The organism is Micromonospora sp. NPDC005220 (assembly GCF_040607895.1).
Lineage (GTDB): Bacteria > Actinomycetota > Actinomycetes > Mycobacteriales > Micromonosporaceae > Micromonospora.
The window spans coordinates 8,208-31,705 of sequence record NZ_JBEXHP010000045.1 but is presented as its reverse complement, the minus strand read 5'-3'; the positions used below and the strand labels follow the sequence as shown (position 1 = coordinate 31,705).

Here is a 23,498-nt window from a genome sequence, read left to right as displayed (position 1 = left end):
GGCGTCCGTTCAGTCGCCCCGGCCGGCCGTCACGAAGGCGCTCACCCGGTTCCGCCAGGCCCGGTGGTCGAACGACTCCCGGGCCCGCGACCGGGCGGCCCCGCTCATCGCCATCCACTCCTCGTCGCGCAGCCGCAGCGCCCGCTCGATGGCCAACCGGACATCGTCCGGGCCGTTGCCGCCGAGCACCAACCCCTCGACCCCGTCGTGCACGTAGGCGGCCAGGTCGCTGGTGTGGTTGAGCAGCACCGGGCACCCGGCGGCGAGACTCTCCGGCACCTTGGACGGGAACCCGTTGGCCGCGTACCCGCCGGTGGGGCGGACCAGCATCGAGAAGTGCGACTCCGACAGCAGGGTCAGCACGGTCTCGCGCGGAACGCGACCGAGGAACCGCACGTCGGCCGAGACCACGTCCAGCACCGCGACGTCCAGGTCCGAGTGGGCGGCGGCGGCCTCCCGGCTGACGCCGGCGATGGTGAGGCTCACCCGCCGCTGGTGCTCCGGGGCGAGCCGGCTGATCCCCCGCAGGATCACGTCGAGCATGTCCTTACGTTCGGGGGTGCCCGCGTAGAGCAGGCGCAGACCGTCGCTGATCGGGGGTGGTTGCGGCGCCCGGAACTCGTCGCAGTCCACCTGCGGCGGCACCACCAGCACGTTCAGGCCGTGACCCGTCAGGTAGTCGGCCAGCGTGGTGGAGACCGCCGTGGCCCGATCGACGAGCCGGGTGGCCAGGAACGTCGACCAGCGATGCCGGACGAAGTACGGGGTGAGCCAGCCGCGGCGGAACTGCCGTCGGTCGTGGCGCTCGCTGGCGTCCACCACCACCGGGCACCGCAGCACGAGGCGCAGGGTCGCCCAGTTGCCGAGGGTCAGCAGGGCCATCGGCAACAGCACCACGCTCACGTCACCGCGAGCCACCCCGACCCGGCGGACGGCCCGCAGCACCCGCAGCGGTCGGGCCAGCCGGGCCGCCATGCGGGTGAGGTGGTGCCGACCGTGGATCCGCATGGTGACCAGGTCGATGCCGGTAACGCCGGGCTGCCCGGCCGGGAAGGCCACCTCGCAGGGCCAGTCGTTGACGACCAGCGTGTGCGCGCCGTCGGGCGCCGCGGACCGGGCGAGTTGCAACAGGCGGTTGGACGTGGCGTCCCCGTGCGGAAAGGCGTACGCGCCCACCAGCAGCGGCCGGGGCCGGTCAGCACGCCCGGCCGACCCCGTGTCCAGCCGTGGTTGCCGGCGGATCACCGTCGTCTGATCGTTCATCTCTCTCCCTGTGTCGAGAAGGCTGGCGGCCGGGGCTGCACCGGGCGGTGCGGGCGGCCCGACGCCCATCGCCGGTAGATCGCCAGGTGGGTGGTGGCCGCCGTGTCGATGGCGAAGACGCTGCGCGTGAAGCGCTCCGCCGCCGCCGCGGGCGCGGTCTGCTCGGTGTACGACGCCGCCGCGCACACCGCGTTCGCCCACCGCCGCGGCGCGGCATCGGTGTCGACGATGAATACGCCGGGCAGGTGCTCGTCGATGAAGCGCACCCCCGGCAGGTCGGCGGCCACCGTGCCGACGCCCAACGCGACGGGCTCCAGCACACCGCCGGGCAGCCCTTCCAGGCAGGACGGGTGGACCACCACGTCGGCCTGGCTCAGCAGCCCGCCCACGTCATCGCGCGGGCCCAGCAGGTGCACCCGATCGGCGACACCGGCGGCGGCTGCCGCCACCCGCACCCGCTCGTCGTCGGCGTCGTCGCCCGGCCCGATGAGGACGGCGTGTGCCTGAACTCCCCGGGCCCGCAGCTCGGCCAGGATCGGTGGCAGCAGCCAGCGCCGCTTCTCCGGCGAACCCCGACCGACGTTGACGCAGACCAGCTCTGCCGGGTGTGCGCCGATCAACTCCCGTAGGTCGTCCTGGCTGGGTAGGCGGAGCCGGTCCAGGTCCAATCCGTTGAGGACCACCTGGCAGCGGGGGTCGTCGCGCCAGCGCGAATCGTAAGCGTAGGTGAGCGAGCTGGGTGAGACGCCGAGGATGTTGGTGGCGGAGATTCGCAGCAGCTCTCTGCAGATCCAGCGGTAGACGCGTCGGCGCAGGTTGCGGTGCTGGTTGTCGTCCCCCCGGAAGTGGGCGACGCGGCCGGGCACACCGCACAGGGCGGCGAGCGCGAGCAGCACCCCGGAGAAGTTGGCGCAGTCGACGTGCACCACGTCCGGTCGCAGCCGCCGCAACAGGCCCAGGAAGCGGGTGGCGAAGCGGGGGCCGAGCGGTATCGGGGTCACGGTGCCGCCGTGCCGGCGGACCATCCCGGCGAGCGGGCCGGGACCGACCGTGTCGCTGAGCGTCACCAGGTGCACCTGGACTCCGGCGGCGGCGAGCCGGGGCAGCAGTTCGGCGGTCCGCATCTCGGTGCCACCGAAGTTCAGCTCGCCGACGACCCGCAGCACCCGGCACTCCCCGGTCACGTCGGCTCCCCCGTGCGGACCGCCCGCCGGTAGCCCACCAGCACGGCCGGCAACATGGTGAGCACGTACGCGACGCAGGCCGCCGCCGGCAGACCGGCGAGCCCGAACTGCCGCAGCCCCCAGATCTTGAGCGCGGTCGCCAGCAGCAGGAACGTGGCCCAACCGACGAACTGCGGCCGGAGCAGCCCAATGCTGTTCTGCACCAGGATCAGCGGGGAGGTGACCGCGATCAGGAGGGACCAGCTCGCCAGCCCGATCAGGACCGTGACCGGGATTTCCGTGCTGTCGATGCCGCCCACCCAGAGGTCGATCAGCCGGTGGCCGTAACCGACCAGCCCGACCCCGACCGTCCCCACGATCAGCCCGTAGAGCAGCACCATGCGGCGCGTGTTGCGACGCACCCAGGCCACCTCGCCCCGCGCCAGAGCGGTGCCGTTGACCGGCCAGACCGTCATCCCGACCAGCCCGACGAAGATCGACAGAACGCCGAACAGCTTCCCCACGACCGCGTAGTGCGCCGCCGTGGTGGGCCCGAGGACGTTCGCGACCAGCGGGCTGTCCACGTTCAACGCGATCGCCGACATCGTGGTGAGCACGAAGAACCGCAGACCCAGCCGGAGCAGGCCGACGGCGGTGGCCCGGTGCACGAGTCTCGGGCCCGGCCGCCGCCCACGATCCTGGAACCAGAAGTAGGTGACGCAGTTGAGCAGGTTGGTCGCCGGCACGGCCAGCACCGCGCAGGCGATGACCGCCAGTGGTCTCCACCCCACGGCGATGGTGCCGAGCACCGCCGCCATGGCCGTCAGCGCCCCGGCCGACTGCCAGATGTTGCTCTGCACCACCTGGCCACGGGCGTACTGGATCCGCTGGATCAGCGAGAGCGGGATATTGACCATGAAGGCGCCGAAGCAGAGCAGGACCAGGACGGACGCCTCCGCGGCGACACCCGGGTCGCTGACATTGAACAACGCGGCCCAGGGCACCACGGGGACGACAAGCACGAGACCCACCAGCAGCGCCGCCGCGACCACCCCGAGGGTGGCGAACGCAGTGGAGACCTCCCGGGCCTGTTGCCGGGGGTCGTCAACCAGGTGACTGAGCCGGGTGAGCAACCCGTTGCCCAGCCCCAGATCGGCGAACCACGCCATCCCGGTGAGGGCGGTGACCGCCATCCACAGGCCGTACCGTTGGTCACCGAGGTATCGGAAACAGGCCGGGGTGATGACCAGGGGCGCGGCCAGGCCGATGCCCTTCGCCACCATCGCGGCGACGATGCCCACCGTGACGGTGCGATCTCGATCCTTCGACGCCGCCGGGGTCGGCGCGGCGGGCGCGACAGTGGTGCCGGCGGGCGACGCGGCGGCCGGCACCGCCGCCACCGAGGCCACCGGCTCCGGTACGGCCCGACTCGCTGCCCGGGTCACCGAGGTGCGGCGGCTACGGCACGCTCGGCGTCCAACCGACCGGCCATCCACTCGACTGTCGCGCGCAGGCCCTCCGCACGGGCGACCGGTGCGACGTCCGGGAACAGGTGCCGCAACGTGGCGTTGTCGGCCAGGGAGTGCGCGACGTCGCCGGTCCGCGGCGGCGCGTACTCGCGGGCGATGGGCCGCCCGCACAACCACTCAAGCTCGTCGAGGACCCGCAACAGGCTGGCCCGAGCCCCGAAGGCGAGGTTGACCGGGTGCGGATGGTGGACCCGGCGGCGGAGCGCGTCGAGGATGACGTCGCAGACCGTTCCCACGTAGGTGAAGTCGCGCGACTGCGTCCCGTCGCCGTGCACCACGACGGGTTCGTCACGCAGGGCGGCGTACACGAAACGGGGAATGACGGCCGCGTACGTGTGGTCGTGGCGCTGCCCCGGGCCGAACACGTTGAAGAAGCGGAAGGCCAACGTCGGCAGCCCGAACGACGCCTGATGGGCCAGGGCGTACGCCTCGGCGGCGAGCTTGCTGGCCGCGTACGGACTCATCGGACGGGTCCAGGTCAGCTCGGCCTTGGGCAGCGCCGGGTTCATGCCGTACACCGACGAGGAGGAGGCGACCAGGACATGTCCGACGCCGTGCCGGCGCGCCGCCTCCAGCACCATGAGCGTGCCCGTCGCGTTGGCGTGGTGGGAGGCCACCGGGTCGCTCAGCGAGCGGGGGACGCTCGGCAGCGCGGCCAGGTGGACCACCGCCTCGCGGCCCACCATCGCGGCGTCCAGGGCGGCCGGGTCCAGGATTGAGCCCTCGATCAGCTCGACGTCCAGACCGTCGAGGTTGGTCCGTAGCCCGACCGAGAGGTCGTCGAGAACGGTGACCTTTCCGATGGTGGGCTCGACCGTCGCGGCGCGAGCCAGGTTGGACCCGATGAAACCGGCTCCGCCGGTGATCAGAATGCGCATGAAACCCCCCGTTTACGCATGAACACCTGATTATTGACTTAAAACGGGCTACGTGCGGATGACGGCGGGAAATTCCCCCTGTCCGGGTGCTGACGGAAAAATGCTCATTCCCGCCTCGGCGGCGCACAGTAAGGGTCATCGTCATTGCGTCCGCGGCGGAGGTGCCGAAATGTCCGAGTTGATCGTCTACCGGTCCAACGCCCTGATGTCCGTCCGGTCGCGCTTCGACAGCACCCGTGACCTGGTCATGCCCGTCAACCTCGCGTACGCCGAGGCGATGGTCGGCATGTGGCACTCGGGTCTCCCCCAGGTCACTCTGGTGCCCTCGACCGCGACCGACGCCCAGGTGTGGCCGGTCATGTCCGCCGTCGGCACGAAGATCCACGACACCTCGGACGACAACTGCCCGATCAACACCGGCTGGTCGTACGTCGGCGGCAACCACGGCTACAACGTCGGCACCCAGATCGTCGTGGCCAACCACGGCAAGACGACCGTCGACGTGGGCTCGCAGTGGAGCGACGGCACCCGGATCTTCACCCTGTTGGCGATCACCAACGCGAACAGCCTGCTCTTCGGCAACCCGTACACGATCGTCAACGGCATCGCCCAGGGCGCCCGGGTCCGGCCGGCCGCGCCGCTCACCCACGTCTCGGGGGCGACCCACCGGACCACCGTGCCGATCACCAGCCTCACCCCGGACGTGCAGATCCGCCCGGCCACCCACTCCCACACGGTGACCGTCGCGCTCGACGGCCGGTCGGTGCCCGACGGCCGGTCGACCGGCCTGGAACTGGTGATCCGCGAGTCCTACGTCATCCCCACCTACCAGGGGATGATCGATACCGCCCGGGCGAACGTCGGCACCCCGATCGCCACGATCATGCCGAGGATCCCGTCCCTGTGCCGGATCTCGAACATCTACCGCTGGTCGCCCGGCGGCAGTCTGATCGTCACGCAGACGGTCGCCGCCCTGTCGCGGTTCGCCCTGAACGCGGGCGTCACCCAGTGCTCGGCGCTGACCCCGGTGGCGGGCGGCAGCCGCCGGCAGTTCGTGCCGAACGTGGGCGTGGCCGGCGGCCTGAACTGGTCCACCTGGGCGAAGATCGACAACCTCACCGCCCTCACCGACTTCACCCCGGCGACCCTCGTCAACAAGACGTGGCCGGCGACCAGCATGACCCAGTGGGTGGTCAGCGGCGGACGCATCCAGCAGTGGGGGATCGCCGTCGGACTGCTGCCGGTCGCGGACGGCGCGCCCGCGACCCGGGTCCGCTACACCACGACCAAGGGTTGGTTCATCAGCTCCAGCCTCAAGAAGAACTATCCGCAGCTGGTGTGGGGCCGCGTCATGGCCGCCGGCGAGTCGGTGACCGGCACCGCCTACCGCCGCTATCTGGCGCCGCCCGCGACCGCCACCGAGATCGTCGTCTCCGACGGCGGCCGCGACTTCGTGATGATCGAACGGGTCGACCCGGTCGCCCACGCCACGATGGCGGCGCCGCAACTGTACGGCCGGCTGCTGGTCCGGGTCGGGCCGACGAACCTCACCGTGCCGGCCCGGGTCGGCGTCAACGGCATCCCGTACAGCGTGCCGGTCTCCCCCGGGTACGGAATGTGGCGCGCGGATCCCTGACGGGACCCGGGGCCCAGACGGGACCGTTGCCGGAGGCGACCGGACCCCGGGGCAGCTACTTCCGACGCACCCGTCGCGGGGCTCAACCGGTGGGCACGCCGTAGATCCGCTTCATCGCCGCGTGCTTCTCCGAGACGGGAAGGTGCCCGATGCCCAGCGACCTGGCCTGCAACCGTTCGAGGTACTCGTCGGTGGTCCGCAGCGGTCGCGCCGGGACACCGGCCGCCACCGTGTTGTCCGGGATGTCGCGCGTGACGATCGAGCCCGCCCCGATGACGCACCGGTTTCCGATGGTGACCCCGGCCAGGATCATCGACCGCATCCCGATGTAGACGTCGTCGCCGATCGTGATCGGGGCGGTCCAGTCCAGGTCGGGGTGGTCCTTGCGCAGGATCAGGGTGCCGCCGTCGTGGGTGACGAACTGCACCTCGGAGGTGATGTAGACGTTGTCTCCGATGGTGATCAGCCACGGCTCCGAGCCGAACATCGCCCGGCTGATGCCGTAGAACCTGACCCGTCCGGTCAGGTTCACCCCCAGGGACCGCGCGAACGCCTCGGGGTCACGGGTGGCGGCCAGGTGGTCCTGGACTCGTCGGACCATCGTACGAACGCGACTGGGCACGTGCTGTCCTCGCTCATCGGGGCGGGGTGGCGGACGACGGACCCGCCCACGCGGGCCCAGCCATTGCAACGACGCAGTTCCAGCCCGAGTGACGCGGTCGCGGCGAGCCGGATCAGCCGCAGGATCGCGGCCAGCCGGGTCAGGAGCAGAACCGGCGGGCGTGCTCCAGCACGTTCAGTTCCCGGACCTGCTGACGCCAGAGCCGGTACCGCCGGCCGGCGGTCTCCTTCGCCTCGGCGCGCTCCCCGGCCGACCGGTCGGCCAGCCGGTCGAGGGTCTCGCTCAGCGCGGCCGCCGTCGCCGGCCGGACCACCGCTCCCCCGCCGGTCGCGATCAGTTCGCTGAACGGGGTCGCGTCGGAGCAGACCACCGGGCAGCCGGACGCCAGGCTCTCCAGGATGACGTGCCCGTAGTTCTCGCCGAGCGTCGGGAAGAGGAAGGCGTCGTATCGGCTGAAGGTCGCCATCACCTCGTCCGCCTTGAGCTCCCCGAGGTAGCGGACCCGAACATGATCGGGCATCGCGTCGATGAGTCGTCGGCAGCACGCCCAGTACTGCTCGTCCTCCCGCGGACCGTAGATGTCGAACTCCAGCGGGTGGCTGGCGCCGGCGACCGCCTCCAATGCCCTGACCAGGTTCTTCATGGGGGAGATCCGGCCGACGAACACCAACCGCAGCGGCCCGTCGTGGGCGACGGCCCGGGGCGCGGGCTGCTCCGGGATCGGGCACTCGTTCCCGTTCACCATGATCTGCGCCCAGGGCATGGTGGCGCGGATCTGCTCCTCCTCCAGCCCACTGCACGCCTGCCAGCGCACGTCGAGCCGTCGCAGCAGCGGGGCCCAGACCGCCAGGAAGAGCCGCTTCTTGCGGGCCTTGATGGCGAGCGCGCCGGGCGAGAGTTCGCCGCGCGGGGCCAGCATGATCGCGCGTACGCGCAGCAGGCGCAGCGCCACCGCCAGAATCGGTAGCACCGAGAAGAGCGACCAGAGGCTGTTGACGTAGATCAGATCGACCGGGCGGGATCGGATGTGCCGCGCCAGCCGGACCCAGTGTCGCAGCGCGTACGGGCCGAGGTAGAAGACGGCGCAGCGGTCGTCGCGCCGCACCAGCCGCCCGGACAGGCCCGGGTAGGGGGTCGACGAGGACAGGTCCCGGTCCCCGGTGACCAGGGTGACGTCGAGGTCATCCGGCAGGGTGTCGAGGATGAACCGCAGCGAGCGGATCGGCCCGCCACCACGGAAACCCGGCTCGAACACGCGAGCGGTGGCGAGCACCCGATACCCCGCCGTGGTCGCGGATCGCGCCGTCCCCCTCGGTGTCCCGGTGCTGTCGGGGAGACGCTCACGTGCCAGCTTGTCCACCTTCGGCTCACCTTCCAGACTGCTGTCCTGGCGTTGGCGCGGGACACCGGCACCTGGGACCGCGAAGATTGACGAGGGCACCCGGGAGGAGGCGCCGGGTACGGCTCGCAGGCGACGCCCGGTACTGGTGGAGCCAGCGCGTTCGCGGCCACGGGCGTCCGACCGTCACCATCGCCGGCAGTCACCCGTCACCATCGGCACCAGTAACCGGTTCAGATGACGGAGAGCGGCCGGCGTTCTCCGTAGCCGAGGGAGCCGCGGTTGACGACCGACGTAGTGATTGTAGGCGCGGGCGGGATGGGCCGTGAGGCATATGGGGTAATTCGTCTGTTGAACGCAATGACCGGCGCCCTGCCCCCCTGGCGGGTTCTGGGCTTCGTCGACGACTACCCCACCGAGACCAACGTGGAGTCCGTGCACCGCCTCGGCGTTGCCTTCCTCGGCTCGACCCGGTGGCTGGCAGCCCAACCGACCAGCACCCACGTGGTGCTCGGCGTCGGGCATCCGAGGTTGCGTCGCGAGACCGACCAGGCCATCGCCCGGTACGGCCTACCGGCGGCCACAGTGGTGCATCCGGCCGCCGAGATCGGCCCCGACTGCGTCCACCAGCAGGGGTTGTTCGCCGCAGGTGGTGCCCGGGTGACGACGAACGTGCTGCTGGGACGGCACGTGCACCTCAACCAGAACTGCACGGTCGGGCACGACAGCGTGCTCGGCGACTACGTCTCGGTCAATCCGCTCGCCGCGGTCTCCGGGTACTGCCGGCTGGAGAACGGCGTCCTGGTCGGCACCACGGCCGCGATCCTGCCGAAACTGACGGTTGGCCGGGACGCCACAGTGGGCGCCGGCGCGTGCGTGACCCGCGATGTCGCCCCGGGCGTGGTGGTGACGGGCGTGCCGGCCCGGCCGGTGGACCGGTCAGCGCCGGATGCCCGCCCAGTCGTGATGGCGGCGCACTGTCGACAGGATGAAATCGACCACCCGGCGTGACGTGTCGGGGACCTGGTAGTCGAGCGGACACGTCACCGAGCCCTCGGCCACCTGCGCCACCACCACCCGGATGGCCTCGACGACCCCGTCGGGCTCCAAGCCGGTCATCACGATCGCCCCGCTGTCCAGTGCCTCGGGACGCTCGATGGACTCCCTCAGGGTCACCGCCGGGAACCCGAGAATCGCGGCCTCCTCGCTGACGGTGCCGCTGTCGGAGAGGGTGCACCGGGCATGCCGTTGCAGGGTCACGTAGTCGAAGAAGCCGAACGGCTCGTGGAAGGCCACGCCGTCGAGGTGCAGGCCGTCGCCCGCGAGCGCCTCCAGCCGTTTGCGGGTACGCGGATGCGTGGAGACCAGCAGCGGCAGCCGCCACTCGTCGCGAACCGCCCGCAGGCAGTCCAGCAGCCGACGGAGCCGGTCCGGGTGGTCGACGTTCTCCTGCCGGTGCGCGCTGACCACGAAGTAGCCGCCGGGTTCGAGTTCGAGTTGGGCCAGCACGGTGGACCGCTCGATCTTCCGCCGGTAGTGGTCGAGCACCTCGCGCATGGGTGAGCCGGTGTGCAGGATGCGGCGCGGGTGCAGCCCCTCGGCGAGCAGGTTGCGCCGGGCGTGCTCCGAGTAGACCAGGTTGAAGTCGGCGATGTGGTCGACCAGGCACCGGTTGGTCTCCTCCGGCACGTTCAGGTCGAAGCAGCGGTTGCCGGCCTCCATGTGGTACACCGGCACGTTCATCCGCCGGGCCATCAGTGCCGAGATCGCGCTGTTGGTGTCGCCGAGCACCAGCAGCGCGTCCGGGCGCAGCTCGGTGATCGCCTTCTCCGTACCAACCAGGACGGCGCCGAGGAGGTTACCGAGCGACTGGGTGTCGGCCCGTAGGAAAAGATCCGGCGCACGGACACCCAGCTCGCTGAAGAAGACATCGGAGAGGGCAGGATCCCAGTTCTGCCCCGTGTGCACCAACGTGTGGTCCACGGTTCGGTCGAGCGCGTCAATCACCCGGGCCAGCCGGATGATCTCCGGCCTGGTCCCGACGACGGTCATCACGCGGGTCACTTGACGCCTCCTGGTGGCAGATGTGCGGGTTCGGCCCGCTGGGCGGGACGCGGTGGGCGGGGCTGGGCACGGTTCACGGGGTCCGCCCCCGACGGCACCAGGTACGCCGGGTCGCGGATCACCCGCCGCGCCTGGTCGAGGACGCTGATCGGTTGCCTGCTCGAACGCCAACGGCGGTAGGCGGCCCCCGCCGCGACCCGCGCCGCGTGCCGCTGCTCCGGGGTGGCGGTCGCCACCTGTGTGACGAGGGCACCCAGTGCCGCCGCGGTCAGCTCGGTGAGGACCAGTCCACCACCGTCGCGCAGCACCGACGTCCAGGGTGTCCGGTCGGAGCACAGCACCGGGCAGCACGCGGACAGGCTCTCGGCGATGGCGTTGCCGTAGTTCTCCCCCCGGGTCGGCAGCACGAACGCGTCGTAGCGGGAGAAGGTGGCGCGGACCTGCTCGGGTGGCAGCTCGCCCCGGTAGCTGACGACGACCGAGTCGGGCAGGTCAGCCAGGTGCTCGCGGCAGCGTCGCCAGTACGCCTGGTCCTCCACCGGGCCGTAGATGTCCAGCCGCACCGGCACCGGCACGAAGGCGAGCGCGGCCAGCACCAGGTCGAGGTTCTTGATGGGGGAGATCCGCCCGATGAAGACCAACCGCGCGGGGTGGGTCGCGGGCATCTCGACCGGCGCCTGCTCCGGCTCGGGGCCCCGGCTGACCGCGACGACACCGATCCGCGCGCGGGGCAGCACCCGCCGGATGTCGTTGGCCTCGACCGGTGTGGTGGCGTGCCACAGCACCCGACGGTCGAGCAGCATCCACCGCCAGGCGGCCAGGAAGATCCGCTTACGACGTCGGTGCACCCGGAGAGCGGCGGCGCCGAACTCACCCCGGGGGGCCACCAGGATGCGGCCCACCCGCAGCAGACCGAGCCGGGCCGCGACCATCGGCAGAATCGAGAAGGTCGACCAGACGCTGTTGACGTACAGCAGGTCGAAACGGTCGGCCCGCAGTGACCGCCAGAGCGCCCGCCACTGCCCCGGCCGGCGTACGCCGAGATAGAAGACGTTCGTCCGGCCGACCCGAACCCAGCGACCGGAGAGGCCCGGATAGGGATCACGGCAACCGAGGTCGCGGTCCCGGGTCAACATGGACGTCTCCACGTCGTCACTGGCGAGGGCGAGCACTTCGGAAATGGACCGGACCGGCCCTCCGGCCCGCCAACCGGGAGCGAAATAGCCGGCCGTGACAAGGACGTGGAATTTGTTCTCGTCGACAGTCGCCGGCCTTTCCTGGGTGTCCGCCGCGGGGGCGGGGTCGCCGGCCATCCTCACTCCTCGCTCGTGCCACAGGATCGATTCGTCCAACGATCGGGGGCCTATTCCGTGACTGAGTCATTCTCTGAACTGCGCCGCGCAGAATAAATTCCGCCGGTTACATGAAACCTCAGGAGCGCTGTCCCCGAGAGCGATATAAGGAATCGCGGGGGAAAATTGGCCAGCAAGAGAGGGACTTCATGTCACGAGTGGCACTCATCTCCGGCATCACCGGTCAGGACGGCAGTTACCTGTCGGAGTTCCTGCTCGACAAGGGATACACGGTGCATGGCATCAAACGGCGCTCGTCCTCGTTCAACACCGAGCGGATCGACCACGTCGACGTCCATCCGCGCAGCGGCGACGCCCGCCTCTTCCTCCACTACAGCGACCTCTCCGATCCGGCCTCGTTGACCGCGCTGATCCGGGACATCCGCCCCCACGAGATCTACAACCTGGGCGCACAGAGTCACGTCCGGGTGTCCTTCGACATTCCCGCGTACACGGCGGACGTCACCGGGCTCGGAGCGCTGCGCTTGATGGAGGCGGCCCGGTCCGCCGACGTCGGCTGCCGGTTCTACCAGGCGTCCTCGTCGGAGATGTTCGGCTCGACCCCACCCCCGCAACGCGAGGAGACCCCGTTCCACCCGCGCAGCCCGTACGCGTGCGCCAAGGTGTACGCCTACTGGTCGGCGGTGAACTACCGCGAATCCTGGAACATGTTCTGCGCCAACGGCATCCTGTTCAACCACGAGAGCCCACGCCGGGGCGAGAACTTCGTGACCCGCAAGATCACCCGTGCGGTGGCCAGGATCGAGGCCGGCATCCAGGACAAGCTCTACCTGGGCAACCTGGACGCCGTTCGGGACTGGGGCTACGCACCGGAGTACGTCGAGGCGATGTGGCTCGCCCTCCAGCAGGACACCCCGGACGACTACGTGGTCGCCACCGGCGAGGGCCACACCGTGCGTGAGTTCGTCGAGGCCGCGTTCGACCGGGTCGGGTTGGACTGGCAGCGGTACGTGGAACTGGACCCCGCCTACTTCCGCCCGGCGGAGGTCGACGCCCTCGTCGGCGACTACTCGAAGGCCCGACGCACCCTGGGGTGGGCACCGAAGACGCTCTTCAGCGACCTGGTCCGGGTGATGGTCGACGCCGACCGGCAGCTCCTCGAGGACGAGCGGATGGGTCGACTGATCCGGGTGGACCGGTGAGAGTCGCGGTCGAGGCCGCGCCCATCCGTCCCGGTCACGCCGCGGGGCTCGAAGCCTTCACCTACGGCCTGTTGACCGGCATGGCCGCCGACGACTCCTGCGACCTGCGGGTGAACGTCCTGCGCGGCACGCTGGACCAGTGGCGGGATCAGGTGCCCGACGCGCGGATCGCCTGGACCGAGGTGGCGCAGCCGCTCCGCTCGGACAACCCCACCGGCCAACTGCTACGGCGGTGGACGCCACGGGCGATGCGCGACTCCCGCACGGTTCGCACGGCCGTCAACGCGGTCCGGCAACGGTCCGTCGTGCGACACACCGACGTCGACATCGCCCTGTTCCCGTTCCACTGCGCTCCGATCAGGTCGGGCAGGTCGGTCGTTGTCCTGCATGACCTGCGCCACCTGGGTGCCGAGTTCCACGCTCCCGGGTACGCGGCGGTGGTCCGGGAGAACGTGGCCCGTGCGGCGGCGATCGTGGTCACCTGGCCGCATCCGTACCGGGAGGCCCTGCGCCTCTTCCCGGAGGCCGCGGAGCGGACCGTGCTCATCCCGACTCCGACGTTCCAGCCAGCGCCGGAGCGCGCACACGCACGGCCCGAACCGGGGCTGCTGGTCTACCCGTCGTCCACCGCCGAGCACAAGAACCACATGACCCTGCTGGAGGCGATGGCGCTGCTGCCGGACTGCCGGCTGATCTGCCCGGGGCCGCTGGTCGAGCCCGTGGCGAGCCGACTGCTCGCCCGCGCGGCGCAACCCGACCTGCGCGGCCGGGTGTCCTTCCCCGGCTTCGTCAGCCTGGACGAGCTGAACGACATCTACGCCCGGGCGGACGCGGTGGTCGTACCCTCGCTCTGGGAGGCGGCCAGTGGCGCGATACTGGAGGCGTTCACCTGGGGTCTCCCGGTCGCCTGCGCCGACGTCGAGCCGCTGCGCGACCAGTTGGAGTTCAACCGCGCCGAGGCGGCGGTCTTCCGGGGGCGGGATCCGCAGTCCCTCGCCGACGCGGTGCGGCACCTGCTCGACGAGCGGGAGCGGTACGCCGCCGCCTCCCGGCGGGCGAACGATCGGCTGGCCGGGCGCACCTGGGCGGCCACCGGCCGCGACTACCTGGACGTCCTGGGCTGGGCGGCGCGCGGCGGATCGGGTCCGGTGCCACGGTCTCCGTTCGTGGCGGAGGCCGCGAACGACGCCGTCGGCAGCGGAGGGGATGGATCATGAGTGTCGTGGACGACACCTATCCGGTGGCCCGACCGAGCCTCTCCGCCTTGGAGGAGCGGTACGTGGTCGACGCGCTGCGGAGCGGGTGGATCTCCTCGCAGGGTCCGTACCTGCGGGACTTCGAGGAAGGTTTCGCCCGTCGCTGCGCCGCCGACACCGCCTTGACGACCAGCAACGGCACGGTCGCGCTGCACCTGGTCCTCGCGGCGGCCGGCATCGGGCCGGGGGACGAGGTGATCGTCCCTGCGCTGACCTACGTGGCGACGGCCAACGCCGTCGCGTACTGCGGCGCCCGGGCCGTCTGTGTGGACGTCCTGCCGGAGAGCTGGTGTGTCGACCCGGCAGCGGTACGCGCCGCGATCGGTCCGCGTACCCGGGCGGTCATCGCCGTTGACCTGTACGGGCACCCGGCCGACTACACCGCCCTGCGGCACCTCTGCGAGCGGCACGGTCTGCTCCTGGTCGCCGACGCGGCGGAGTCGTTCGGCGCCACCCTGGACGGGCGACCCACCGGCTCGCTCGCCGACGTCACCACCTTCTCGTTCTTCGGCAACAAGGTGCTCACCTCCGGCGAGGGCGGCTGCGTGACCACCTCCGACGCTGCTCTGGCCGATCGGATGCGCCTGCTGCGCAACCAGGGCATGGACCCGCAGCGGCGGTACTACTTCCCGGTGCTGGGTTACAACTACCGGATGACGAACCTGTGCGCCGCGGTGCTCTGTGCCCAACTGGACCGGGCGGACGAGATCATCGCCCGCCGGGACCAGGTGATCGCCGGTTATGAGGAGCAGTTGGCCGACGAGCCGGCGCTGTCGGCGCAGCCGGTGGCTTCCGGAGTTCGCCGGGCGCCGTGGATGGCGGCCTTCCTGGTCGGGGCCGAGGGGGACGCGACGTCCCGGGACGCGCTGGCCCGGGCGCTGGCCCGGCTCGGCGTGGAGACCCGCCCGTTCTTCGTGCCGATCCCGGACCTACCCGCGCATCGTGATCCGGGCGCGGACTGTCCGGTGACCGAGGACCTGAGTCGGCGCGGCATCAATCTGCCCACCTACGCCGAGCTGGCCGAACCGGCGGTCAAGGCCGTGGTGGAGCGCGTCCGCGCCGCCCTGGCGACCATCGCCTGACCCGCCGCCGGCCCGCGCCGATCCGGTCGGCGCGGGCCGAGGTCGGCCGCGAGTCCGGGGTCAGGCCGGCTGGACCACTGGTGCAGGGGCCGCCGCGCGGTCCCGCAGCAACAGGAGATAGCTGCCGCCCCAGGCGACCGCGCTGGCCAGCGCCAGCACCACCAGCGCGCCGGCCGCTCCGGGTGCACCGAACAGGACCGCCCCGGCGACGACCACCGGAACGCGGAGCCCGCCGAGCAGGACGCCGAGCACGATCGCCCGCCGGCTCGCCTGCTCGACCCGCAGCCCGGCGAAGCCGATGGTGGCCGGCACGGTGAGCAGGCTCTCCAGCGCGAGCAGGACCAGCAGGCTCCGGGCGACGGTCCAGTTGGCGCCGAGCAGTTCCCTTCCGACCGCGTCCGGTAGCAGCGCGACCGCGATGGTCAACGGCAGCACGGCGGCGGCCACGAGCAGGGCGAGCCGGACCGCCGCCCGCGTCCGCACCGCGTCGGACGCGGCCCGGGTGCGGGCCAGCTGCGGCAGGATCAGCGTGGCTGCCGTCGACAGCACCAGGTTCACCGGCCCCAGCAGCGTCCGCCCGGCACTCAACGCGCCGACCACAGCGGTTCCGGCGAAGAGCGCCACCGCGGTCAGCGCCAACTGCGCCGACCCGGTGGTCAGCAGGAACTGCGCACCGAACCCCGCCGCGACGCGGGTCTCGGCTCGCCCGACCCGCCAGCCGGGCATCAGCGCGTACCGGCACCGGGCCGCGACGACCACGCCGATCAGGCCGCCGCCGAAGGCCCACAGGGCGAAGACGTACGGCACGTCGATCACCCGGAGCAGGCCGGCCAGCACGGCACACCCGGTGAGCGCCGCCCAGGCGATCTCCTGGGCCAACGCCGCCGATGGCGCGCCGATGCCGACCGCGACCGCCTTGGTGTAGTCGTAGAGGACCAACCCGGGCAGGGCGAGGCCCGCGAAGAGCAGATAGGGCGAGCCGTACGCCGCGCCGGCCGCGCCGACCAACGCGCCACCGACGATGCCGAGCAGGATCGCCCGCCGGGCGGCGGAGCCGACGACCCCGATCCCGGTGGTCAGCACGGTGTCGGTCACCGTGCTCCGCACCAAGCCGGAGCCGACGATGTAGAACGAGAAGGCCAGGGCGAACTGGCCCAGCCCGCTGACCGACTCCAGTCGGGTCACGGTGATCGCCAGCAGCAGGTTGCCGCCGCTGGAGAGCCCGCCGACGACCAGCGCGAGCAGAGCACGGCGACCGGTGCGTGGACCGTCCGGGGCGCCGGTCCGGCCGACCGCGTGCCGCCCGACCGCGTGCCGGCCGACCGCGTGCCGGCCCGCCCGTACGGTCACCGGACCGCCTGCGGGGCGGTGGGCGACCGGCCGATGTCCGAGCTTTTGCGGGCCCCGTGCAGGGAGCGGCGGCTGAGCCCCAGCAGAACGAAGACCGGCAGCGCCGCGACCACGTGCTGCAGGAAACTGATGGTGGAGTCCGGGTAGGTGTTGGACCAGAGCAGCGGGTCGAAGAGCACCAGGCAGAAGAGGCTCAGCCGGACCGGGCCGGGCGGCCCCCGCCAGCGCAGCAGCACCGCCGCCAACGCGGCCCAGAAGGCGTGCACGGCGACCACGCCGATCGCGCCGTCGAAGAACCAGATGTTGCCCAGCAGCAGGAAGGTGTAGGCCGACGTCGAGTTGCCGCCGATGTACTGGTTGATCCGCTGCCCGGTGGAGAGCGCCGGCCGGTCCGGATCCAGCACCCGGGGCACCAGCCCGTACCGCAGGTATTCGGTGACCCCGGGCTGGCCCAGGTCGACCGGGACCTCGAAGCCCGTCACCGCACTGAGCTGATTGTCCAGCCGCAGTCGGTCCGTGGCGGTGACCTGGGCATCCACCCGGACGCCGCGCTCCTCCCGGATGGCGTTGCGCTGCTCGAACACGGCCGGCCATGCGAACAGAAGCGCCAGCGCGCAGAACACCAGGTAACGCAGCCGAAAGACGCCACAGAGCGCTCCGGTGGCGGCCATGAAGAACACCAGCGCGACCACCGGCGCGGTGACAGCCGTCAGCATGGCGACGTAGAACTCCGCGCCGACGAGAACCGCCAGCCAGCCGTACAGCTTCGCCCGCGACAGTCGACCGCTGAGGTGACTGGCCACCAGCAATGCGAAGCCCAGGGCTGTCCAACCCGAGAAGAGCGTGCTCACCATCGCGAGCGGCCCGTCGGACAGGTCACCGGAGATCTGGTTCTCGATCGTCCCCCGGCCGAGGTAGGCAGCGAGCAGTTTCGCGATGATGCTGATCAGCGTGACCACGACGGCGATCGGGTAGATCCACGGATATCGGGCGTGGGCGCGCCGGAAGCCCTCTCGCCAGCGCGGGTCGGAACGTCCTAACAGCAGGCCGATCGTCTCCACGGAGACGCTGCCGAGCAACGCGAGCCCGACCAGCGAGGCGATGAAGCCGGTCTCCGGATTCCGGTAGAAGACCGCCATCGGCAGGATGATCAGCGCGTACGGGGCGAGCACGACGACGGTTACCGGGTAGCAGCGGAGCATCCGACCGACGAGATCCCGGTGAGCACCCGACGCCCTGTCCGCGGTTGGCGGATCCATCCACGCCTCGGTCCCACCGGTCGCTCCGCCGGGGTCGAGGGCAGCCCCGGGCCAGGTCATGTGCGCGGGCCCCCTTTGGGATGTGGTTGGTCGCTCTTGACCCAACGAACCAAGCGGCCGGGCGAAACGCCCTTACGTCCGTGGTCGTTTCCGACCTCGAATCAGACAACCGGTCCTAGAAATGCGAAAACCGGATTCGGCATCGCAAATTCCGCTAAACAGTTAGGGGACGTGTGTGGCCCCCTGACCTGCCCTGGGTCATCGCAGGCCACGGACAGGACAGGGAGTCGTAGATGCCGCCGGAGATACAACGGGTTGAGGCAACGACATCAACAGCCACCCGCCGGGCCAGTGTGAGTCGTCGGGGGACCGCCATCTTCCTCGCCGCCGACGCTCTCGGCTGGGTCGGCGGGTTCACGGTCGCGGGCTGGGCGAGGTACGAGTTGGCTCTCACCATCGACCAGGCGGTCAACGCGGTGCTGCTCGGTGGCGGGGCCGCTGCGCTACATGTCGGCGTCAGCGCACTGCGTCGCATTCGTTCCGGTCGCCAGCCGCTCGGCACCGTCGAGGAGGTTCGTGGCCTCGCCGGCACCACCGCCACCACGGCGGCAATCGTCCTGGTCGCCCTTCTCGCGCTGGGCGAGCGCCCGGTTCCGGCCAGCACCCCCGTGATCGGTGGTGCGCTGGCGCTGCTGCTGATGCTCAGCTGCCGTCTCCTGCACCGCCACCGGCGAGACCGTGCGATGCGACCGGACGCCCGCTCGGCGACCCCGGTGCTGCTCTTCGGTCTCGGCGAGGCCGGACAGGGGCTGGTACGCGCGATGCTCAGCGACCCGAAGGGCCGCTACCTGCCCGTCGGCGCTCTCGACGACGACCCGGGCAAGCACGACCTGCGCATCGCCGGCGTCCCGGTGCTGGGCGGCCGGCAGCACCTCGTCGACGTGATCCGCCGCACCGGCGCCACCACCGTGATCTTCGCGGTGGCCAACGCCGACGCCACGCTGATCCGTGAGGTGCGGGAGGCGACCCTGCGCACCGGCGCCGCGTTCAAGATCCTTCCGCCGGTCCGGGAGCTGGTGGACCACCGGATCACGGTCAGCGACGTACGCGACGTCCAGATCAGCGACCTGCTCGGCCGACGTCAGGTGGTCGGTGACCTGACCCTGGACGACAACGGGCTCACCGGTCGACGCGTTCTGGTCACCGGCGCCGGGGGCTCGATCGGCTCGGAGCTGTGCCGGCAGATCATGCGCGCCAACCCCGGTGAGTTGATGATGCTGGACCGGGACGAGTCGGCACTGCACAGCCTCCAGATGTCGCTCACCGGGCGCGCGCTGTTGGACGGCCCCGAACTCATCCTCGCCGACCTGCGCGACGGCGAGGGTATCCGGCGCATCATGCGGGAACGCCGCCCCGAGATCGTCTTCCATGCCGCAGCCCTGAAGCATCTGCCCCTGCTGGAACGTCACCCGGGCGAGGCGGTCAAGACCAACGTCTGGGGAACCCTCACCGTCCTGGACGCCTGCCGGGACGTCTCCCGCTTCGTCAACATCTCCACCGACAAGGCCGCCGACCCGATCAGCGTGCTCGGCTACTCCAAGCGAATCACCGAGATGCTGACCGCCCACGCGGCCGCGACCTACCCGGGCACCTTCCTCAGCGTCCGCTTCGGCAACGTCCTGAGTAGCCGGGGCTCGGTGGTGACCGCCTTCCAGCGGCAGATCGAGGCGAGGCAGCCGCTGACCGTCACCGACCCCAACGTGACGCGGTACCTGATGACGGTGCAGGAGGCGGTGCACCTGGTCCTCCAGGCGGCCGCCATCGGCCGCGACGGGGAGGCGCTGGTGCTCGACATGGGCGAGCCGGTCCGGATCGACGACCTGGCCCGCCGCATGGTCGAGCGGGCGGCCAGCCCGGTCCCGATCGTCTACACCGGGCTACGCCCCGGAGAGAAGCTGCACGAGGACCTGCTCGGTCAGGGAGAGGCCGACCACCGCCCGCTGCACCCGCTGATCTCACACGTGACAGTTCCCGTCCTGGACCCCCTTGAGGTCAGTGGACTGGATCCGTTCGCCGAACCTGCCAAGGTCGTCGATCAGCTCGCCCGGCTCTGCGGCATCCTGAACGGCCAGCTTGCCCAACGGCGCGGGAGCATTCCGCTGGCACGCTGACCTCGCTGGAACGGGGCCGACGCACTCCCGGCGTCGGCCCCGGCGTGAGCTGACGGAGCCTCCCCACACGACCCGCCACCTGTCACAGCTGGGCTCCGGCATCGACACGGGTAGCAACGACCCGCCCATCGTCCGATTGACAGCGATCAGTACACACCGAAAGCTCGCGCCTACAGGTCCTTCACACAAGGAGGCGCGATGAGACCGAGACGACTGGCGATCGCCAGCGTGGTCACCCTGCTCGGCGCACTGGCGTTAACCCCGCCGGCAAGCGCGAAGCCACCGTCCGAACCGGGCTCCCGTGACGGCCTGGAGGTGTACGTCGGCACGGTCGACGCGAAACAGCGGGACCAGCTACGCGCGGCAGGGGTCGACCTCGGCCACGACGCGAAGACGGACTCGACCGGCAAGACGACAGTCGAGACGGTGCTCAGCCGTCGGCAGGCGAAGCGGCTGACCGACCAGGGCGTCCCGTTGTCGGTGAAGAAGGTGCGCGGCAAGGACGCGTCGCAGGCGCTGCGGGAGCAGGCGGCGGCGGGCTGGACGGCGTTCCGGCCCTATGGGGAGCCGGGCGGTCTGCGCGACGAGCTGAACGCCACCGCGGCCCGTTATCCCAAGTTGACCAAGGTGGAGACGATCGGTCGTACCCAGCAGGGTCAACCGATCCTGGCCGTGAAGGTCACCAAGAACGCGCGGACCGTCGCGGACGGGAAGCGGCCCGCCGTGCTCTACGCCGGCGCGCAGCACGCCCGCGAGTGGATCACGCCGGAGATGACCCGCCGGTTGATGCACCACGTGCTGGACAGCTACGGCACCGACCAGGAGATCACGAAACTTCTGGACACGACCGAGCTGTGGTTTCTGCCGGTGGCCAACCCGGACGGTTACGACTTCACCTTCACCTCGGGCAACCGGCTGTGGCGCAAGAACCTGCGCGACAACAACGGCGACGGACAGATCACCTCCGGCGACGGCGTGGACCTCAACCGCAACTTCGCCTACAAGTGGGGGTACGACAACGAGGGCTCGTCACCGGAGCCGAACAGCGAGACCTACCGCGGCCCGGGGCCCAACTCGGAGCCGGAGACCAAGGCCCTGGACCGGCTCTTCAAGCGGGTCGGGTTCGAGTTCTTCGTCAACTACCACTCGGCGGCCGAGCTGCTGCTCTACGGCGTCGGCTGGCAGGTGAGCACTCCCACCCCGGACGACGAGATCTACAAGGCGATGGCCGGTGACGACGCGCACCCGGCGGTGCCCGGCTACGACCCGGACATCTCCGCCGAGCTGTACACGACCAACGGTGACACCGACAGCCACGCCACCGTCCGGTACGGCACGCTGGGCTTCACCCCGGAGATGTCCACGTGCGAGGCCGCCTCGGCGGTCGACCCGGACGACGAGTGGCGCCCGGAGGACTGCGTCAGTGGCTTCATCTTCCCCGACGACGAGACGTTGATCGCCGGTGAGGTGAGCAAGAACCTGCCGTTCGCGCTGGCCGTGGCCAAGTCGGCGGCAGACCCGGACGAGCCGGTGTCGGTGGTCGGCCGGAGCACCCCGGACTTCGTGGTGGACGCCTTCGACACCTCGTACGGGCGCACCCAGCAGGTCGCCGCCATCACCCGGCGGGCATTGAAGAATGTGAAGATGCACTACACAGTCAACGGCGGACGGCCGAAGACCGTCGCGGTCCGCGAGTGGCGCGGCGGTGAGCGGTACGGCGGCACGCACGACGACTACTACGCGGAGCTACGCGGGACGGTCGGTGGCACGAAGCCGGGAGACCGGGTGGAGGTCTGGTTCACCGGCAACAAACCCCGATCCGGGGTGGTCGCCAGCGAACACTTCACCTACCGGGTGCACACCGACCTCGGCGGTGACGTGCTGATCCTCGCCGCTGAGGACGTCACAGGTCTCAGCCCGGTGCAGACCGGCACCTCTGCGAAGTACGCCGACGAGGTCGCGGCATCGTTGAGCGCCGCCGGGCGCAGCAGCGACGTGTACGACTTCGACGCGATGGGCCGCAAGGCGCCGCACCCGCTCGGGGTGCTGTCGCACTACAAGGCAGTGGTGTGGGAGACCGGCGACGACGTGATCATGCGCTCCCCCGGCCAGGTTGCCGGAACCACGGCCAAGGCCGCGCTGGACACCGAACTGGCCGTCCGGGACTACCTGAACGAGGGTGGCAAACTCCTGGTCAGCGGCCAGTACGCGTTGTTCGCCCAGGGTGCCAACGGTTCGTACGTCTACCACCCGGACGCGCCGCCGGAGTGCACGAACGCCGGCGACCTCACCTGTCTGCCGCTGCTGAACGACTTCCAGCAGTACTGGTTGGGGGCGCACACCTACGTCAGTGACGGCGGCACCTCGCCGGAGGGAGAGCCGTTCCCGGTCGCCGGAGAGGACGGCGCGTTCACCGGTTTCGGCGGGCAGCTCAACGCTGCCGGTTCGGCGCAGAACCAGGGGCACACCGCGTCGTTCCTGACCACGTCGAGTTTCCTGCCGCCGGACGAGTTCCCGCAGTTCGCCAGCTCCGCGCCGGCGGGCTGGACCCGACCGGGTGGCGCGCCGTTCGACCCGCGTACGGGTGAGTGGTACCTGCACAGCGGGCAGGCCGACGAGTCGTACAAGCGGCTCACCCGCACGGTCGACCTCACCGGGGCGACAAGCGGAGAGCTGCGCTTCTTCACCTCGTACGAGATCGAGCAGGACTGGGACTTCCTCTTCGTCGAGGCGCACGAGGTGGGCACCGACGACTGGACGACCCTGCCGGACGTCAACGGCAAGACCAGCACTGTCACCGGGGAGAGCTGCGCGTCGGGTTGGGAGGTGTTGCACCCGTTCATCGCCCACTACCAGGGCGCTGGCTGCTCCCCCGCCGGTAGCACCGGAAGCTGGAACGCGGCGACCGGGTCCTCGGGAGGCTGGAAGGAGTTCGTGGTCGACCTGACCGCCTACGCCGGCAAGCAGGTCGAGGTGTCGATCACGTACGCCTCGGACTGGGGCGCTCAGGGCCTCGGCGTCTTCCTGGACGACGCCCGGGTGGTGGTCGACGGGTCGACGGTGACGGAGACCTCGTTCGAGTCCGCCGACCTGGGCGGCTGGACGGTGGCCGGGCCACCGGCCGGGTCCGGTGGCAACGCCAACGACTGGTCGCGCAGCCAGCAGGCGTTCGAGGAGGGCTCGGTGGTGGTCACCGGGGACACGGTGTACCTGGGCTTCGGGTTGGAGGGCCTCTCTCCGGCGGCCCGCGATGACCTGGTCGCCCGCTCGTTGACCCACCTCACCGGTCAACCCCGCCCCTAACGGCGGTGCGGTGCGCCGGCGGTCCGCGGGCCGCCGGCGCACCATCGGCGTACGCCGGGTTCGCCCCC

Annotated in this window: 17 protein-coding genes; 7 read left to right on the top strand and 10 right to left on the bottom strand. The window is 70.8% G+C overall.

What is annotated here, in order from left to right; translation table 11 throughout:
• Window positions 1-9 precede the first annotated feature (9 nt).
• The 4 genes from ABZU52_RS18270 to ABZU52_RS18255 are packed head-to-tail and all read right to left on the bottom strand — an operon-like array spanning window position 10 to window position 4,833.
• Window positions 10-1,263 carry a glycosyltransferase gene (locus tag ABZU52_RS18270; RefSeq protein ID WP_354972189.1) on the bottom strand — a complete coding sequence of 418 codons (1,254 nt, stop codon included), beginning with the start codon at window positions 1,261-1,263 and terminating at the stop codon, window positions 10-12.
• Complete coding sequence (locus ABZU52_RS18265; RefSeq protein ID WP_354972188.1) at window positions 1,260-2,447, bottom strand: glycosyltransferase family 4 protein; 1,188 nt, start codon at window positions 2,445-2,447, stop codon at window positions 1,260-1,262. Before ABZU52_RS18265 ends, ABZU52_RS18270 begins: the two co-directional genes overlap by 4 nt.
• Window positions 2,444-3,871, bottom strand: coding sequence for an oligosaccharide flippase family protein (locus tag ABZU52_RS18260; protein ID WP_354972187.1), 1,428 nt, complete (start codon window positions 3,869-3,871; stop codon window positions 2,444-2,446). Before ABZU52_RS18260 ends, ABZU52_RS18265 begins: the two co-directional genes overlap by 4 nt.
• Window positions 3,868-4,833 (bottom strand): NAD-dependent epimerase/dehydratase family protein, encoded by a 966-nt coding sequence (locus ABZU52_RS18255; RefSeq protein WP_354972186.1) that lies wholly within the window; start codon window positions 4,831-4,833, stop codon window positions 3,868-3,870. The genes ABZU52_RS18260 and ABZU52_RS18255 overlap by 4 nt, the downstream gene beginning before the upstream one ends.
• 169 nt (window positions 4,834-5,002) lie before the next feature.
• On the opposite strand from ABZU52_RS18255, the gene ABZU52_RS18250 reads away from it, so the two are divergent.
• Window positions 5,003-6,469, top strand: a complete 1,467-nt coding sequence (locus ABZU52_RS18250; RefSeq protein WP_354972185.1) for a hypothetical protein — start codon at window positions 5,003-5,005, stop codon at window positions 6,467-6,469.
• A gap of 82 nt (window positions 6,470-6,551) precedes the next feature.
• On the opposite strand, the gene ABZU52_RS18245 is transcribed toward ABZU52_RS18250, so the two are convergent.
• Together ABZU52_RS18245 and ABZU52_RS18240 are read right to left on the bottom strand one after the other, a co-directional pair.
• Window positions 6,552-7,070, bottom strand: a complete 519-nt coding sequence (locus tag ABZU52_RS18245) for an acyltransferase (protein WP_354972184.1) — start codon at window positions 7,068-7,070, stop codon at window positions 6,552-6,554.
• 160 nt (window positions 7,071-7,230) lie between these two features.
• Window positions 7,231-8,364 (bottom strand): glycosyltransferase family 4 protein, encoded by a 1,134-nt coding sequence (locus ABZU52_RS18240; RefSeq protein ID WP_354972183.1) that lies wholly within the window; start codon window positions 8,362-8,364, stop codon window positions 7,231-7,233.
• A 363-nt stretch (window positions 8,365-8,727) separates the two neighbouring features.
• Between ABZU52_RS18240 and ABZU52_RS18235 the strand changes: the two genes are divergently transcribed.
• Window positions 8,728-9,441, top strand: a complete 714-nt coding sequence (locus ABZU52_RS18235; protein WP_354972201.1) for an acetyltransferase — start codon at window positions 8,728-8,730, stop codon at window positions 9,439-9,441.
• Here ABZU52_RS18235 and wecB read toward each other — a convergent pair.
• Together wecB and ABZU52_RS18225 are read right to left on the bottom strand one after the other, a co-directional pair.
• Window positions 9,370-10,494 (bottom strand): UDP-N-acetylglucosamine 2-epimerase (non-hydrolyzing), encoded by a 1,125-nt coding sequence (wecB, locus tag ABZU52_RS18230; protein ID WP_354972182.1) that lies wholly within the window; start codon window positions 10,492-10,494, stop codon window positions 9,370-9,372. The genes ABZU52_RS18235 and wecB overlap by 72 nt on opposite strands.
• Window positions 10,491-11,807 carry a glycosyltransferase family 4 protein gene (locus ABZU52_RS18225; protein ID WP_354972181.1) on the bottom strand — a complete coding sequence of 439 codons (1,317 nt, stop codon included), beginning with the start codon at window positions 11,805-11,807 and terminating at the stop codon, window positions 10,491-10,493. The genes wecB and ABZU52_RS18225 overlap by 4 nt, the downstream gene beginning before the upstream one ends.
• A 188-nt stretch (window positions 11,808-11,995) precedes the next feature.
• Here ABZU52_RS18225 and gmd point away from each other — a divergent pair, with 188 nt between their 5' ends.
• The 3 genes from gmd to ABZU52_RS18210 are packed head-to-tail and all read left to right on the top strand — an operon-like array spanning window position 11,996 to window position 15,347.
• The gene (gene gmd, locus ABZU52_RS18220; protein ID WP_354972180.1) at window positions 11,996-13,009 is read left to right on the top strand and encodes a GDP-mannose 4,6-dehydratase; all 1,014 of its coding nucleotides are present in this window, start codon (window positions 11,996-11,998) and stop codon (window positions 13,007-13,009) included.
• The gene (locus tag ABZU52_RS18215; RefSeq protein ID WP_354972179.1) at window positions 13,006-14,226 is read left to right on the top strand and encodes a glycosyltransferase; all 1,221 of its coding nucleotides are present in this window, start codon (window positions 13,006-13,008) and stop codon (window positions 14,224-14,226) included. Before gmd ends, ABZU52_RS18215 begins: the two co-directional genes overlap by 4 nt.
• Window positions 14,223-15,347 (top strand): DegT/DnrJ/EryC1/StrS family aminotransferase, encoded by a 1,125-nt coding sequence (locus ABZU52_RS18210; protein WP_354972178.1) that lies wholly within the window; start codon window positions 14,223-14,225, stop codon window positions 15,345-15,347. The genes ABZU52_RS18215 and ABZU52_RS18210 overlap by 4 nt, the downstream gene beginning before the upstream one ends.
• Window positions 15,348-15,407: 60 nt before the next feature.
• Here ABZU52_RS18210 and ABZU52_RS18205 read toward each other — a convergent pair whose 3' ends face one another.
• Window positions 15,408-16,697 carry a hypothetical protein gene (locus ABZU52_RS18205; RefSeq protein ID WP_354972177.1) on the bottom strand — a complete coding sequence of 430 codons (1,290 nt, stop codon included), beginning with the start codon at window positions 16,695-16,697 and terminating at the stop codon, window positions 15,408-15,410.
• Window positions 16,694-17,956 carry a hypothetical protein gene (locus ABZU52_RS18200; RefSeq protein ID WP_354972176.1) on the bottom strand — a complete coding sequence of 421 codons (1,263 nt, stop codon included), beginning with the start codon at window positions 17,954-17,956 and terminating at the stop codon, window positions 16,694-16,696. Before ABZU52_RS18200 ends, ABZU52_RS18205 begins: the two co-directional genes overlap by 4 nt.
• Window positions 17,957-18,249: 293 nt before the next feature.
• Here ABZU52_RS18200 and ABZU52_RS18195 point away from each other — a divergent pair, with 293 nt between their 5' ends.
• Window positions 18,250-20,127: a nucleoside-diphosphate sugar epimerase/dehydratase gene (locus ABZU52_RS18195; RefSeq protein WP_354972175.1), complete on the top strand. Its 1,878-nt coding sequence runs from the start codon at window positions 18,250-18,252 to the stop codon at window positions 20,125-20,127.
• A 198-nt stretch (window positions 20,128-20,325) separates the two neighbouring features.
• On the top strand, window positions 20,326-23,430 hold the full coding sequence (locus ABZU52_RS18190; RefSeq protein WP_354972174.1) for a M14 family zinc carboxypeptidase: 3,105 nt from the start codon (window positions 20,326-20,328) through the stop codon (window positions 23,428-23,430).
• The last annotated feature ends 68 nt before the right edge of the window (window positions 23,431-23,498 follow it).

Excerpts from the sequence above, each read along its gene's own strand:
- ABZU52_RS18255 (WP_354972186.1), bottom strand. The coding sequence starts at position 4,833 with ATGCGCATTCTGATCACCGGCGGAGCCGGTTTCATCGGGTCCAACCTG.
- ABZU52_RS18200 (WP_354972176.1), bottom strand. The coding sequence starts at position 17,956 with ATGGATCCGCCAACCGCGGACAGGGCGTCGGGTGCTCACCGGGATCTC.
- ABZU52_RS18245 (WP_354972184.1), bottom strand. The coding sequence starts at position 7,070 with ATGGTCCGACGAGTCCAGGACCACCTGGCCGCCACCCGTGACCCCGAG.
- ABZU52_RS18210 (WP_354972178.1), top strand. The coding sequence starts at position 14,223 with ATGAGTGTCGTGGACGACACCTATCCGGTGGCCCGACCGAGCCTCTCC.
- ABZU52_RS18225 (WP_354972181.1), bottom strand. The coding sequence starts at position 11,807 with ATGGCCGGCGACCCCGCCCCCGCGGCGGACACCCAGGAAAGGCCGGCG.
- ABZU52_RS18195 (WP_354972175.1), top strand. The coding sequence starts at position 18,250 with ATGCCGCCGGAGATACAACGGGTTGAGGCAACGACATCAACAGCCACC.
- ABZU52_RS18190 (WP_354972174.1), top strand. The coding sequence starts at position 20,326 with ATGAGACCGAGACGACTGGCGATCGCCAGCGTGGTCACCCTGCTCGGC.
- ABZU52_RS18270 (WP_354972189.1), bottom strand. The coding sequence starts at position 1,263 with ATGAACGATCAGACGACGGTGATCCGCCGGCAACCACGGCTGGACACG.
- gmd (WP_354972180.1), top strand. The coding sequence starts at position 11,996 with ATGTCACGAGTGGCACTCATCTCCGGCATCACCGGTCAGGACGGCAGT.
- ABZU52_RS18250 (WP_354972185.1), top strand. The coding sequence starts at position 5,003 with ATGTCCGAGTTGATCGTCTACCGGTCCAACGCCCTGATGTCCGTCCGG.